Raw genomic sequence first — 11,263 nt, 5'->3', positions numbered from 1 at the left:
AGATACGGTCCCATTGCGTGTCGTTCAGAACGAGCCGATCCAGAACCCCCAAGGCTTCCTCCTAAAAGAAAGCCTTGAATCACGTTCCGTCTGATTTGAGAATCCCAAGAGTCCACACAGCCTAGTGGACCACATCAAGCTTGACGTTGGTGACGCCCTTGCCGACCATTCCGAGTTCTTGCGCGGCGGAATAGGAGACGTCGACGACTCGTCCCCGCACATAAGGTCCGCGGTCGTTGACCCGCACCGTCACCGAACGGCCGCTCTTCACGTCGGTGACGCGAAGCTTGGTGCCGAACGGCAAGGTCGGATGGGCTGCGGTCAATTCGTTCTTGTCGAACTTCTCTCCGCTCGCGGTCTGCGAGTCCTCACTGTAGAAGCTCGCGACACCCTGGGATGCGACCTTGACATCGCCACCCTTGCGCGACGCCAGCCGCGTGTGCTTGCGCATTGCCGCTACCCGCTTCTTCATCGCGACCGCCGCCGTGCGGGTGTACACGTATGATGCCTGCCTGCTCGCGCCGATCTCCGATCGTTGGCTGACGACGGTTGACTGCGCGCAGGCCGCCAATGAAGCGGCCCCGACGACCACCGCAATGAGCCGCGTGGCCCTCCACATAGAACCGGATGAGACCAAGTGCGCATCAACCTGCGCGCGCGCCCTGATGTCGACGTACGAATTTGCGGCAGCGTCGAAGCACATGTTGCATCCCCAACTCGCGCCCCTAGCCCAAGCCGAAATCCAACATGGTTAAGGGCGGCCTCCAATCGGGCGTAACCGGGGCAGGAAGCGTCAGGGCGCGCTTGTCGCTGCGCAATTCCTTCGATGTGTGGTGATTGCGCCACAGCCGGCGCTGTCATTCTGTCGGCCCCACACCTCTGTCATTCCGGGATGCGTGCGCGAGCACGCAGGCCCGGAATCCATCGGGCCGCAGACGTGGGGTGAAATGGATTCCGGGTTCGACGCTAACGCGTCGCCCCGGAATGACGAGTGGAGAGTTGGATTAGATCAAATCAGCCGCGGCGCGCGCTGAACGGCCCAACCGACGCCGTGCCGGCGGCAGGCGGCAGCACGACGACTGTGGCGCCCTGCTTCACCCGGCCAAACAGATCGATCACGTCGGAATTGGCCATGCGGATGCAGCCGGAGGAGATCGCCTGCCCGATGTATTCCGGCTGATTGGTGCCGTGGATGCGGTACAGCGTGTCCTTGTTGCCCTGGTAGAGATAGAGCGCACGCGCACCGAGCGGATTGGCCGGTCCACCGGCGACTCGCGACGGATAAGGTCCGAGCCGCTCCTGGATGTCTTTGGTCGGAACCCAGTCGGGCCACTCGGCCATGCGGCCAACGGTGGCGACCCCGGAGAACGCCATCGCCTCCTCGCCGACCGCCACACCGTAGCGGATCGCCTTGCCACCTGGCAGCACGTAATAGAGATAGCGCGCGTCGGTATCGACCAGGATCGAGCCCGGCTGTTCCTTGCGCGAATAGTCGACGATGTGGCGCTGGAACTGCTCCGGGATAGCGGCCTGCGCGTAAGGCGGATGGGCCAACAATTGCCGATCGCGCGGCGTCATGCTTGCATCTGTGGATGGCGACAGCGTCGTCTGCATGCAGCCGGCGAGCCCCACTGCCCCCGTCAGCAAAACTGCGAGCCCCAATCTCGACACCGCACGTCTCCCCTGCGTTAACCTATTACCCAGTTGCTGCCAGAATAATGCTGAAATCATGGCAACAGCCATTGGAACACGTCTGTTTGATTGAATCAGCATGTTCTGCCTTGCCTCGGTTGCACGGCGCGAGCGTCGACGCTAGCCTCCTCAAAAAACAGGAGGTTCCCAAGGATGCGCTCTCGTTTATTGATCGCGGGACTGTTGCTTGCTGCTCAGCCCGCGCAGGCCGATCCGCGCTCGGCCTATGTCACGTTGGTGCTGCAGGCGTTTGCCGCCAAGGTCGAGTGCCCCAACACCGACCTCGTCTATCAGGACCTGGTGCAGAAGGCCCAGGAGATGCACCTGCCCGATGGCACCACGGAGAAAGTGCGCAAGGCGATCGCGTTCATGCACACCGGGGGCAAGATGGGCGAGCGGCAGGACGACGAGCTCATGGCCGAAGTCGCGGTCGCCACGCAGGCGACTGATCTCGACCAGCGGCGGCTGGGCATGACGACATGGTGCGAAACGCAGAAGACTCACCTTGCCGGCTTCATCCGTCCGAAGAACTAGCTGCGTGCCCCTTGCGCGGCTGATTCCCGAGTTCCGGGGAAAACAGTCGCCGTGGGCGGCCCCAGACTCTCCCTCCTCTCGCCTTGCTTTGGTCACACCTGGCTGGAGTCGTGGGGCTGGGCAGAGGATGGTTGACGTAGTGTTAATCCGCCGGCCGCTTCCAGAGCGGGTGGCATTGGACTGAAGATGGAGCGCCAATGCTTTCCACGCTGAACACTAATCCTGCTAAAGAATCCGATCCGCACGATGTTTTCGTGATCGACCCCGAAGTCGTTCTCGCCGCGCGCGGAGATCGTGTACCGCCAACGCCGCCTGCCGAAGTGAACCAGACGCCGGCACCGCAGAGCTACGTGACAACCGGCGCCTCGGCGCCATCGCTCGATACTGCCTTTCGCGTGACGGCCAGCGATCACATCCAGCTCCCGAGCGAGCCTTCGCCGTTCGCCAAATGGGCCAAGCGCGCCGCGATGGCCTTCCTGTTCGCTCTGCTCAGCGCCTTCGCGGCGGCAGCCTGGAAGCATCATGGCGACACTGCCAAGCAGATGATTGCGGACTGGATACCGCAGGTCTCGCTGTTGTCGTCGTTGTCCTCGTCACCGTCGGGTAAGGCGACGGCGCCCGCCGAGCAACCGGCCCCGCCCGCCGATCAGGCCGCGACAGAGCAATCAGTCTCACCCGCCGTTCAAACCGCCTCGACCGATCAGGCGGTCGCTCAGCCGGACACCCCTGCTCAGGCACAGCCAGCGCAAGCCGCCGCGCCGACCACGGCCGCCGCCCTCTCTGCTGATTCCTCACAGTTGCTGCAGTCGATGGCGCACGATCTCGCGACGATGGGCCAACAGATCGAGCAACTCAAAGCCAGCATCGCGCAGCTCAAGGCTGGCCAGGATCAGATCGCCCGCGACATCGCCAGGAATTCTGAGGCCAGGGTGTCGGCACAAGCCGTGCAGCCGCGTGCCGCGCTGCCGCCGCGGCCGGTCGCAGCGCCCGTGCGCAGGCCGAAGCCGCCGACATATCCGCCCGCGCAAACCGCCGCTGCAGCTCCGCCCCTGCCGCCACCATCAGCGCCGGCGCCGTTGCAAACGGTGCCCGAGCCGCCGGCGCAGGATGGCGGACCGGTGGTGCGGCCGCCGATGCCGGTGCGATAGCTCTCGTCAGCTAGTGCGATAGCTCATCAGCTCTGGTGGGGGCCGCGCATGATCTTCATGGCGGCTTCGATGTGGCGCCATTCACGGGCCTCGTCGGCCTCGCCCTGGCTCTCGCAGGCTTGCGCCTTCTGCGCGGCCCGGGCGATCGCTTCAAACCCGTGCTGCTCCAACATCTGCCGCGCGATCACGTGAATCTGCGTCTCTGGCATCATGTCGCTCTCCCGATGTTGCCTGCGCCGGTCGTCAGTTGGTTCTAAACCGGCGAACGACAACGACGTTCCCAAGACCTGGGCTCATCGGTCATTTTCCGATTGTTAAGCAAAGTCCGGCGCATGGGGCCGCTTGGCAAAAATTTTCCACAATTGCTTCTAGAAAAGTCTGCATCGAAAAGGAGAACCTCCGATGCGGATCGCAGCAGTGATCTTCGCAGGTTCGGTGGCCGCGCTCGCGCATTTTGCGACGCCGGTCCTCGCGAAGAACTCGGAAACCCAGCCGGACGCCCAGAAGGCCGACGAGAATCGGGCTACATCGCCCTGCCGCGCCTATCAAAAGGCAGCCGACGGTTCATGGCAGGAGATGCCCTGCCAGGAGATGGGCGCGCCTGCCGAGACCAAGCGCAAATCGGCCACCGGAAATTCGGATCAGCGAACGCGCTAGTTAAGGGCCCTCCCCTCAACTCAGTAAGGCGGCTTCTTGCGCGCCCGCTGCTCCTTGGCGGCTTCGACCCACCACATGAGATCATCGGCAAAGCGCGGAAAGGCCCGCTCCAGCGCCTTGCCGCCCTCGCCGATCGGCTTTCCATCCGCCGACAGCGTCTGCCCGATCGGTCCGACGCCGATCGTGCTTGAAATCACCACCATGCCCATCTCGGAGAGCGTGCCATGCCAGGCGGTCGCGGCACGCGCGCCGGAGAGACGTCCGGCGGAATAGCTTGCGATCGCGGCAGGCCGCCAGAACCACTCCTCCAGGAAATGATCGGTGAGGTTCTTCAGCCCCGGCTGGATGCCCCAATTGTATTCGCCGGTGATGAACACGAAGCCGTCGGCCTCGCGGATTTGGCCCGCAAGCTTCTCCAGCGCAGCGGGCGCCGTGCCCTTCGGATACTCCTTGTACATGCGGTCGAGCATGGGCAATCCGACCCCCTTCGCGTCGATGAATTCGACGTCCTCGCCGCGGGCGCGCAGGCCCTCGACCACGAAGCTTGCAAGCCGAATGCCCATGCGGTCGGAGCGATAGGAGCCGTAGAAGACGAGGATACGATGGGCCATGCCGGTCACTCCGATCGGAAAGCGTAAACGCGGATTTAATCCGCGCTGGTTACCATGGAGCTGAACGCTCCTCTATCGTCCAGAATGGCATCAGTCACATGAAAATCGGAACCCTCTTGACCACCGCCATCGTCTCGCTCTCCGCCGTGGGCGGTGGACTGGCCCTCTACGTCGCGGTTTCGAAATACCAGACCATGGAGAACGTGTCGGCAGCGCAGGAGCGGCTCGCAATCGTTCGCGCGATCAGTGACATCCCGCGCTATCTCAATTCGGAGCGTGGCTTTGCCACCAACATCCTGTTTGGGCCACCGGTGATCGATCCGAAGCAGCGGGCCGATCTGAACGAGAAGGTGCGCACGGCGACCGATCGCGCCCGCGACAAGATGATGGCGCTGCGTAAAGCGCTGCCCGGTTCGCTCGAGGACGGCGGAGCGATCGGCGCCGGCATCGATGGGGTGAACGCAAAATTCAACGCGTTGCGCGAGGCGATGGACAAGGCGATCGACGGCCCGGCAGAAGCGCGCAAGGACGCCGCCAAGAAAATCGTCGCCGACAACGCAGTGCTCAACAATGCCGCAGCCTCCCTGCTCGACGGCCAGGTGCGCAAGTTGGCCCTGATCGACGGCGACGCCTATCGGCAGTCGGTCTACGCGAATATCGCCTGGTCGCTGCGCGACGTCGGCGGCTTCAATGCAAGCCAGCACAAGAACCTTGTCGGCGCCAGGCGCGCGGCGACCGAGACCGAGAAGGTCGATCTCGCTCGCGCCCAGGGGCGCGCGGACCAGGTGCTGATGTTACTGCAGGAACTGCGTGGCAATCCCAACCTGCCCGCCAACGTCGCAGTCGCACTCGACCGCATGAACGAGGCCTATGTCGAGCGGTTCGGCAAGGAGCTCAAGCTCGTGAAGGAAGGTGCGGCCAGCGGCAAGTACGAGCACGATGTCGATGCCTTCTACGTGGAATCGCAGCACGGGCTCAATTCGATCATCGGGGTGCGCGACGCCTTCTACGACAATGCCGAGCAGGTGCTCTCTTCCGCCTACTCCTCTGCGCGTGTCAGCTTCCTGGTCGCGCTCGCCGGCCTGATCGCCGTGGTCGCGGCGAGCATTGCGCTGGTCATGATGGTGCGACGCCGGATCTGCAGGCCAATCGTGCAATTGACCGCCAGGATGTCGCGGCTTGCTGCGGGCGACGTTGCGGACGAAATCGCGGGCGCCGAGCGCAGCGATGAGATCGGCGCAATGGCGCAGGCCGTACGCGTCTTCAAGGACAACATGATCAAGGCCGATCGCCTCGCGGCCGAGAAGGAAGCCGAGAACCAGGTCAAGATGCGCCGCGCGCAAGTGCTCGACAACCTGACACACACATTCGAGGCGAAGGTCAGCGAGCTCATCGGCGGGCTCTCGGCCGCCTCTGCCACTATGGAGGAGACCGCACAGTCGATGTCCTCCACGGCGTCCGCCACCAACCGGCAGGCCGCTGTCGTAGCGACGGCCTCCGACCAAACCTCGACCAATGTGCAGACGGTTGCCAGCGCGACCGAAGAGCTGACGTCCTCGATCTCGGAAATCGGGCGCCAGGTCACGCAGTCGACCGAGATCGCGGCACGCGCCGTGGAGAACGCCCGCCGCACCGGCGACACCGCCCGCTCGCTTGCCGAGGGCGCGCAGAAGATCGGCGATGTCGTCACGCTGATCCAGAACATCGCGGCGCAGACCAACCTGCTGGCCCTGAACGCGACGATCGAGGCCGCGCGCGCCGGGGATGCCGGACGCGGCTTTGCCGTGGTCGCCTCGGAGGTGAAGTCGCTGGCCGGCCAGACTGCGAAGGCGACCACCGAAATTTCCGAGCAGATCGCCACCATTCAAGCCGCAAGCGATGAGACGGTGAAAGCGATCCAGAACGTCGTCGACGTCATCACCGAGATCGACCAGATCGGCACCGCGATCGCCGCCGCGATCGAGGAACAAGGCTCGGCCACCAAGGAGATCTCGCGCAGCGTGCAGGAAGCGGCGCGTGGCACGCAGGACGTCAATTCGAACATTTCCGGTGTCCAGCGCGCCGCCGACGACACCGGAGCCGCCGCCAGCCAGGTCCTTGGCGCCGCCGAACAGCTTTCCGCGCAGTCTCGCGACCTCGCGGGCCAGGTCAACCGCTTCCTCGCGGAAGTCCGGGCGGCCTAGTCGCGGGTATGGCTTGTCGATTTGGCGGAGGAATCCGTGCGCTATCAACTTGATTGGCGCAAGATTCCGATATCCAATCCGCCCGGCTATTTTGGCAAATCAAATAGGGAGAGAAGCCCATGCTCAAACGGATATTGTTGGTAGCGGTCGTCACCACCTTTGCGATCGGCTCGGCATTCGCGCAGGAGTCCTGCGAGACCAAGGCCGTCGGCAAGGACGGCAAACCGCTGTCGGGCGCGGCAAAGACCTCGTTCATGAAGAAATGCACCACCGAGTCCTGCGAGGCCAAAGCGGTCGGGTCCGATGGCAAGAAGCTCGCCGGCGCCGCCAAGACCAGCTTCATGAAGAAGTGCCAGAGCGGCGCATAACCGCGCAGTCTAGATTCTTGTTTTGACGCGTTTTCTTCACGCGAACCGGTGTCCACTTCGCTCGAAAACGCTCTAGCTGATTCAGGATCGCCGCGACCTCGAAAGGGTCTCCGATGGCGATTCGCCGAAATGCGCCCGATATATCCTGGAGAAGTCGCTGAGGTGCCAAAAGCCACAGGCGAGTGCACAGGCCTTGACGCTATGGGTGCCGGCCAAGAGGTTTTGGCGAACGAGCCACAGCCGTCGCAGGCGGAGATATCGGTGCAGGCTCATGCCCCGATAGCGCTGCACCGCATCGTGCATGGTACGCACTGACACGCCGATCTCCCTGGCAAGATCGGTGCTGTAGATCGGCTGCGCGAGCTCGCTGGACAGGACCGCCTGCACATCCTTGAAAACCTTGAACTGCCGCGCAGCGTTCGCCCGCGCCGTCCACTTTGCCGGCACGACCTCCGCGAACGCATGATCGATCGCGGCCATCAGGGATTCGCGGATCGCGACCGCTACTCCGGGAACCTCAGGCGCCTCGGCCAAATGCGGCGCGATCGCCAGGATCTCCCGCACCAGCTGGCGCAGCCGCCGTTTCGCCGTCTCGCTGGTTTCATAGAGATTGAAGCTCAGTCCGGTCTTCGGCCACCCGCGATCCTCGACCTTGGGCTTGAAAACGATCGAGGCATACTGCCGGGGGGTTCTCTCAAGTGCGCTATAGGCGGCCCCGCCGCTGCCAATCACCAGCAACGACCGATCGTGCTCGATACCATTGAAGCGAATGGCGGTGCCCTCATCCATCGGGAACCCGACGGCGGTCGTGTTCGGCGCCAACTGCACGTCGATGACCCGCGGAAACGCCTTCGTGTAGTTCAGGTCGCAACCCGGCAAGTTCAGGATGGTTTGCTCGGCCGAAATATCCCGGGCGAGCGGAATGCACTCCACCTGCACGTTTCGAATAAAGCTCCGAAACGTGTCGATATCATCGAACCGAAATATCTTCGGCACCAGCGTCGGCGCCGGTGAATGATCGTTCATTTAAAATAGTTCTTGTAAGAGCAACACCAGTCGAGGGCACGGCAATCATGCCGCGCTGCAAAAAAGCGGCGATCTTCGCTCGACGACTCGTCTCGTACTCTTCTCCAGTCTCCACCCAGTTGGAGCGCAGTGACTGCGAAAGACAACGTGGCAAAATACCATTGCCGAATTTCGATACTGTTTTCTGGTAGAATCTTAAAGAGGGCACAACCCCAAAAGACCAATTTACAGTGGTAATTAACAATCTAGGCGCGAAATCGGCTGAGGGACAGCGACGTCCTGCAGCGGATTATTGGTGCCGCCATGACTGCCATTGCCTCGACTGAGCTTATTGCAGAACTCGAAGATGTTGTCAGAGCCGGTTCGCCCGAACGCCGCATCCGGATATTGCGGCAGGTGGCGAGCCTGTTCCTCGCGGACGCCGACCGGCTCAGCGAGCACCAGATCGAAATATTCGACGACGTCCTGGTCCGTCTGATCGGGGCGGTCGAAGCACGCACGCTGACCAAACTCAGCGCCCCCCTTGCCGATTTGAGGTCGGCCCCGAGGGAGGCGGTGCGCCGCCTCGCCCAGCACGAGGACGCGGCCGTCGCCGTCCCGATCCTTCGCAAGTGCGAATGCCTGTCTGAGGACGACCTCATCGAGGTCATCAGGACCCGCGGCGAAAAGCACCTCGGCGCCATCGCCGGACGCAGCGCGGTGAGCCGCAGGCTCACGGATGCCCTGCTGATGCGCGGCGATGCCGCCATCTGCGGCATCCTCGCAAGGAATCCCGGTGCGCAGTTCTCTGTTGTGGGCTTTGCGACCCTGGTCGATATGGCCCTGCGCGACGATGATATCGCCGACGCGCTGGTGCAGCGGCCGGATCTGCCGCGCGATGTGCTTTGCGAGTTGGTGGCGAAGTGCAGCCCCTCCGCGCAGGCCCGCCTGCTCAAGACCGCGCCGCCCGAGCGACATGTCGCGATCAGAACGCTGATCGAAGAGACCACCGCGCGCGGGCGCGCCCGCAAGCCTGTTGCCGTGGACTATTCCGAGGCAAAGGCGACGGTGCTCGCGCTCAACAATGCCGGCCAGTTGAACGATTCCATCGTCAACCGTTTTGCGATCCGGCGCGACCACCCCAGTGTCATCGCCGCGCTGTCGCTGCTGGCAACCGTTCCGATCGAAACCATCGAGCCGCTCCTGGAGACGGAGGATTGCTACGGCCTGGTCCTCGCCTGCCGGGCGTCGCGGCTCGATTGGCAGACCGCGGTTGCCATCATCAGGAGCCGCAAGGGCGTGAAGCCGGCTTCGCCGCAACAACTCGAACAGGCCAAGGAGGCCTTTGACACGCTTTCGCTTTCCACCGCGCAGCGCGCCATCCGCTTCGGATCCGTAAGCGACATCGGCGCCAGGCCCTTGTCTGCCGATACAGCTTCAGTTGGGGGAGTGCATTGATGGCTTATGGAAACCGAAAAGCCGAGCGCGTTCATTTCGAGCACCGCTATCCGGTCAACCTGATGGGCGTTGACGGCACCTGGCAACGAAGCTGCGTTCTTCTCGACGTGTCGCAGACCGGCGCCAAGCTCGAGGTCGACGGCCCGCTCGACGTGCTGCGGGCGCAGGAATTCTTCCTGATCCTGTCATCGAGAGGACTTGCGTTCCGGCGCTGCGAACTGATCCGGGTCGACGGGATGCAGATCGGTGTGAAGTTTGTCGCCGAACGAAAGAAGAAAGGGCGCGCCATCATTCCAAAGTGAGCATGCCCGCCGCACAATTTTCCCAGGGAGGAACGACCGATGACCGTCCACAAGATCGCAGCCTTCTCCGTCACCACGAATTGCGCGGAGCCGCTGCGCGGAATCGTCGAGATCGACATGGCCGGAAAGACGCTGCGATTCGAACTCAACGAGGATGTCGCGCACAGTCTCTGCAGTGACCTCGATCATTTTCTCACCCAGGCCGAGCAGCGCGCCTTCGACAACATCTGAAGCAATGCCGGCAATACCATCTCGATGTCTATTTACGTTGTAGCCGATACGCAGGCCGGGCTTTCGTCCTTGTGCGCCATGCTGGAGCCGAAGCATCCCGTTACAGGGGATCTGCTTGGAGCCGCCAGCATTCGCGGCAATGACATCGCGGCCGTTGTCGTCAACGCCGACCTGCGTGTCGTCGACAACATCACGGCGCTCAAAGCCCTGTCAGGCACGTTCTCGCGAATCCCAAAGCGCATCTTCGTCGTCAACGAGCGGACCCGGCTGGCGGTGGTCCAGGCCTACGCGCTCGGCGCGACGCATGCGTTGCTCAGTCCGGTCAAGCCGGCCCAGTTGCTGGCAAAGCTCGCGCCGGGCGAGACCTCATCGATCGTTCCGAGCGAACCCGCCTCGAGCGCGCGGGAGGCTGCATCGGTCGGAGCGGCCAGCTTCGCCTCGATGTTCTCGGCGGTCACCTGCGGCTGGGCCGTCAATGTCGCGGAGGCCAAGGACGCCGGCAACGTGATCGCAGAGACGATCGCCGAGCGTGGGCTGTCCGACTGGCTCGCGACAGTTCGCCGTCACCATGAGGGCACCTACCAGCACTGCTTATTGGTCACCGGCATCGCCGTCGATTTCGGCCTCAGCCTTGGCATGGCGAAGGCCGATATCGAGCGTCTTTATGCGGCGGCAATGTTTCACGACCTCGGCAAGGCAAGGATTCCGCTCGCCGTCCTGGACAAGCCCGGCAAGCTCGATGCCGAGGAACGTACGCTGATCGAAACCCATCCTGCCGCGGGCCATGCCGTGCTGAAGGGAACGCCCGGCATCTCGGCCGAAATCCTCGATGCCGTACGGCACCATCACGAGTTTCTTGATGGCAGCGGCTATCCGGACGGGCTTTGCGCCGAAAGCATCTCCGACATCGTGCGTATCCTGACCATCTCCGACATCTTCTCCGCATTGATCGAGCAGCGGACCTACAAACAGGCGATGCCGCGGGCGGCGGCATACGAAGTCCTGCAGGGCATGAAGGGCAAGCTCGAGCGGCCGCTGGTCGAGGCGTTCAGGGACGTCGCCCTGAACCGTTGA

At 63.2% G+C, this 11,263-nt stretch carries 14 protein-coding genes; 9 read left to right on the top strand and 5 right to left on the bottom strand.

The genetic code is table 11. The annotated features are described in order from the left end of the window. Nucleotides 1-121: 121 nt before the first annotated feature. Together ACZIRK_RS40870 and ACZIRK_RS40865 are read right to left on the bottom strand one after the other, a co-directional pair. Nucleotides 122-619: a septal ring lytic transglycosylase RlpA family protein gene (locus ACZIRK_RS40870; protein ID WP_245475217.1), complete on the bottom strand. Its 498-nt coding sequence runs from the start codon at nt 617-619 to the stop codon at nt 122-124. 395 nt (nt 620-1,014) lie between these two features. After that, nucleotides 1,015-1,614 (bottom strand): L,D-transpeptidase, encoded by a 600-nt coding sequence (locus tag ACZIRK_RS40865; RefSeq protein ID WP_207231196.1) that lies wholly within the window; start codon nt 1,612-1,614, stop codon nt 1,015-1,017. Nucleotides 1,615-1,845: 231 nt separating this feature from the next. Here ACZIRK_RS40865 and ACZIRK_RS40860 point away from each other — a divergent pair, with 231 nt between their 5' ends. Both ACZIRK_RS40860 and ACZIRK_RS40855 read left to right on the top strand, forming a co-directional pair. Continuing rightward, nucleotides 1,846-2,226: a hypothetical protein gene (locus tag ACZIRK_RS40860; protein WP_028165837.1), complete on the top strand. Its 381-nt coding sequence runs from the start codon at nt 1,846-1,848 to the stop codon at nt 2,224-2,226. 197 nt (nt 2,227-2,423) lie between these two features. Then, a complete protein-coding gene (locus tag ACZIRK_RS40855; RefSeq protein ID WP_474419477.1) occupies nt 2,424-3,374 on the top strand; it encodes a hypothetical protein in 951 nt (316 codons plus the stop codon). A gap of 26 nt (nt 3,375-3,400) precedes the next feature. On the opposite strand, the gene ACZIRK_RS40850 is transcribed toward ACZIRK_RS40855, so the two are convergent. After that, on the bottom strand, nt 3,401-3,586 hold the full coding sequence (locus tag ACZIRK_RS40850; RefSeq protein ID WP_028165839.1) for a hypothetical protein: 186 nt from the start codon (nt 3,584-3,586) through the stop codon (nt 3,401-3,403). A 190-nt stretch (nt 3,587-3,776) separates the two neighbouring features. Between ACZIRK_RS40850 and ACZIRK_RS40845 the strand changes: the two genes are divergently transcribed. Beyond that, on the top strand, nt 3,777-4,031 hold the full coding sequence (locus tag ACZIRK_RS40845; protein ID WP_130227962.1) for a hypothetical protein: 255 nt from the start codon (nt 3,777-3,779) through the stop codon (nt 4,029-4,031). Nucleotides 4,032-4,051: 20 nt separating this feature from the next. Here the strand turns inward: ACZIRK_RS40845 and ACZIRK_RS40840 are convergent, their stop codons facing one another. After that, entirely contained in the window at nt 4,052-4,642 is a 591-nt protein-coding gene (locus tag ACZIRK_RS40840; protein WP_130227961.1) for an NADPH-dependent FMN reductase, read from the bottom strand. 98 nt (nt 4,643-4,740) lie between these two features. On the opposite strand from ACZIRK_RS40840, the gene ACZIRK_RS40835 reads away from it, so the two are divergent. Together ACZIRK_RS40835 and ACZIRK_RS40830 are read left to right on the top strand one after the other, a co-directional pair. Further along, a complete protein-coding gene (locus ACZIRK_RS40835; protein WP_474419476.1) occupies nt 4,741-6,825 on the top strand; it encodes a methyl-accepting chemotaxis protein in 2,085 nt (694 codons plus the stop codon). Nucleotides 6,826-6,944: 119 nt separating this feature from the next. Continuing rightward, nucleotides 6,945-7,193: a hypothetical protein gene (locus ACZIRK_RS40830; protein ID WP_028165843.1), complete on the top strand. Its 249-nt coding sequence runs from the start codon at nt 6,945-6,947 to the stop codon at nt 7,191-7,193. Between the two features lie 81 nt (nt 7,194-7,274). Here the strand turns inward: ACZIRK_RS40830 and ACZIRK_RS40825 are convergent, their stop codons facing one another. Beyond that, the gene (locus tag ACZIRK_RS40825) at nt 7,275-8,219 is read right to left on the bottom strand and encodes an AraC family transcriptional regulator (protein ID WP_130227959.1); all 945 of its coding nucleotides are present in this window, start codon (nt 8,217-8,219) and stop codon (nt 7,275-7,277) included. Between the two features lie 303 nt (nt 8,220-8,522). Here ACZIRK_RS40825 and ACZIRK_RS40820 point away from each other — a divergent pair, with 303 nt between their 5' ends. From ACZIRK_RS40820 to ACZIRK_RS40805, 4 genes are read left to right on the top strand one after another with little or no spacing between them, the layout of a single operon-like run. Continuing rightward, nucleotides 8,523-9,656 carry a DUF2336 domain-containing protein gene (locus ACZIRK_RS40820; protein ID WP_130227958.1) on the top strand — a complete coding sequence of 378 codons (1,134 nt, stop codon included), beginning with the start codon at nt 8,523-8,525 and terminating at the stop codon, nt 9,654-9,656. Beyond that, nucleotides 9,656-9,958: a PilZ domain-containing protein gene (locus ACZIRK_RS40815; protein WP_028165846.1), complete on the top strand. Its 303-nt coding sequence runs from the start codon at nt 9,656-9,658 to the stop codon at nt 9,956-9,958. Before ACZIRK_RS40820 ends, ACZIRK_RS40815 begins: the two co-directional genes overlap by 1 nt. Before the next feature lie 39 nt (nt 9,959-9,997). Further along, nucleotides 9,998-10,189 (top strand): hypothetical protein, encoded by a 192-nt coding sequence (locus ACZIRK_RS40810; RefSeq protein WP_130227957.1) that lies wholly within the window; start codon nt 9,998-10,000, stop codon nt 10,187-10,189. 24 nt (nt 10,190-10,213) lie between these two features. Further along, nucleotides 10,214-11,263: an HD-GYP domain-containing protein gene (locus tag ACZIRK_RS40805; RefSeq protein WP_130227956.1), complete on the top strand. Its 1,050-nt coding sequence runs from the start codon at nt 10,214-10,216 to the stop codon at nt 11,261-11,263.

The organism is Bradyrhizobium sp. Leo114 (assembly GCF_055229415.2).
Note: the sequence above shows the minus strand (reverse complement) of the source record. Positions and strands in the feature narration are given on the sequence as shown.

What these genes read in the sequence shown, in the direction of transcription:
- ACZIRK_RS40850 (WP_028165839.1), bottom strand. Translation starts at nt 3,586, where the DNA reads ATGATGCCAGAGACGCAGATTCACGTGATCGCGCGGCAGATGTTGGAG.
- ACZIRK_RS40845 (WP_130227962.1), top strand. Translation starts at nt 3,777, where the DNA reads ATGCGGATCGCAGCAGTGATCTTCGCAGGTTCGGTGGCCGCGCTCGCG.
- ACZIRK_RS40860 (WP_028165837.1), top strand. Translation starts at nt 1,846, where the DNA reads ATGCGCTCTCGTTTATTGATCGCGGGACTGTTGCTTGCTGCTCAGCCC.
- ACZIRK_RS40810 (WP_130227957.1), top strand. Translation starts at nt 9,998, where the DNA reads ATGACCGTCCACAAGATCGCAGCCTTCTCCGTCACCACGAATTGCGCG.
- ACZIRK_RS40820 (WP_130227958.1), top strand. Translation starts at nt 8,523, where the DNA reads ATGACTGCCATTGCCTCGACTGAGCTTATTGCAGAACTCGAAGATGTT.
- ACZIRK_RS40855 (WP_474419477.1), top strand. Translation starts at nt 2,424, where the DNA reads ATGCTTTCCACGCTGAACACTAATCCTGCTAAAGAATCCGATCCGCAC.
- ACZIRK_RS40825 (WP_130227959.1), bottom strand. Translation starts at nt 8,219, where the DNA reads ATGAACGATCATTCACCGGCGCCGACGCTGGTGCCGAAGATATTTCGG.
- ACZIRK_RS40865 (WP_207231196.1), bottom strand. Translation starts at nt 1,614, where the DNA reads ATGCAGACGACGCTGTCGCCATCCACAGATGCAAGCATGACGCCGCGC.
- ACZIRK_RS40840 (WP_130227961.1), bottom strand. Translation starts at nt 4,642, where the DNA reads ATGGCCCATCGTATCCTCGTCTTCTACGGCTCCTATCGCTCCGACCGC.
- ACZIRK_RS40830 (WP_028165843.1), top strand. Translation starts at nt 6,945, where the DNA reads ATGCTCAAACGGATATTGTTGGTAGCGGTCGTCACCACCTTTGCGATC.
- ACZIRK_RS40870 (WP_245475217.1), bottom strand. Translation starts at nt 619, where the DNA reads ATGTGGAGGGCCACGCGGCTCATTGCGGTGGTCGTCGGGGCCGCTTCA.
- ACZIRK_RS40835 (WP_474419476.1), top strand. Translation starts at nt 4,741, where the DNA reads ATGAAAATCGGAACCCTCTTGACCACCGCCATCGTCTCGCTCTCCGCC.
- ACZIRK_RS40805 (WP_130227956.1), top strand. Translation starts at nt 10,214, where the DNA reads ATGTCTATTTACGTTGTAGCCGATACGCAGGCCGGGCTTTCGTCCTTG.
- ACZIRK_RS40815 (WP_028165846.1), top strand. Translation starts at nt 9,656, where the DNA reads ATGGCTTATGGAAACCGAAAAGCCGAGCGCGTTCATTTCGAGCACCGC.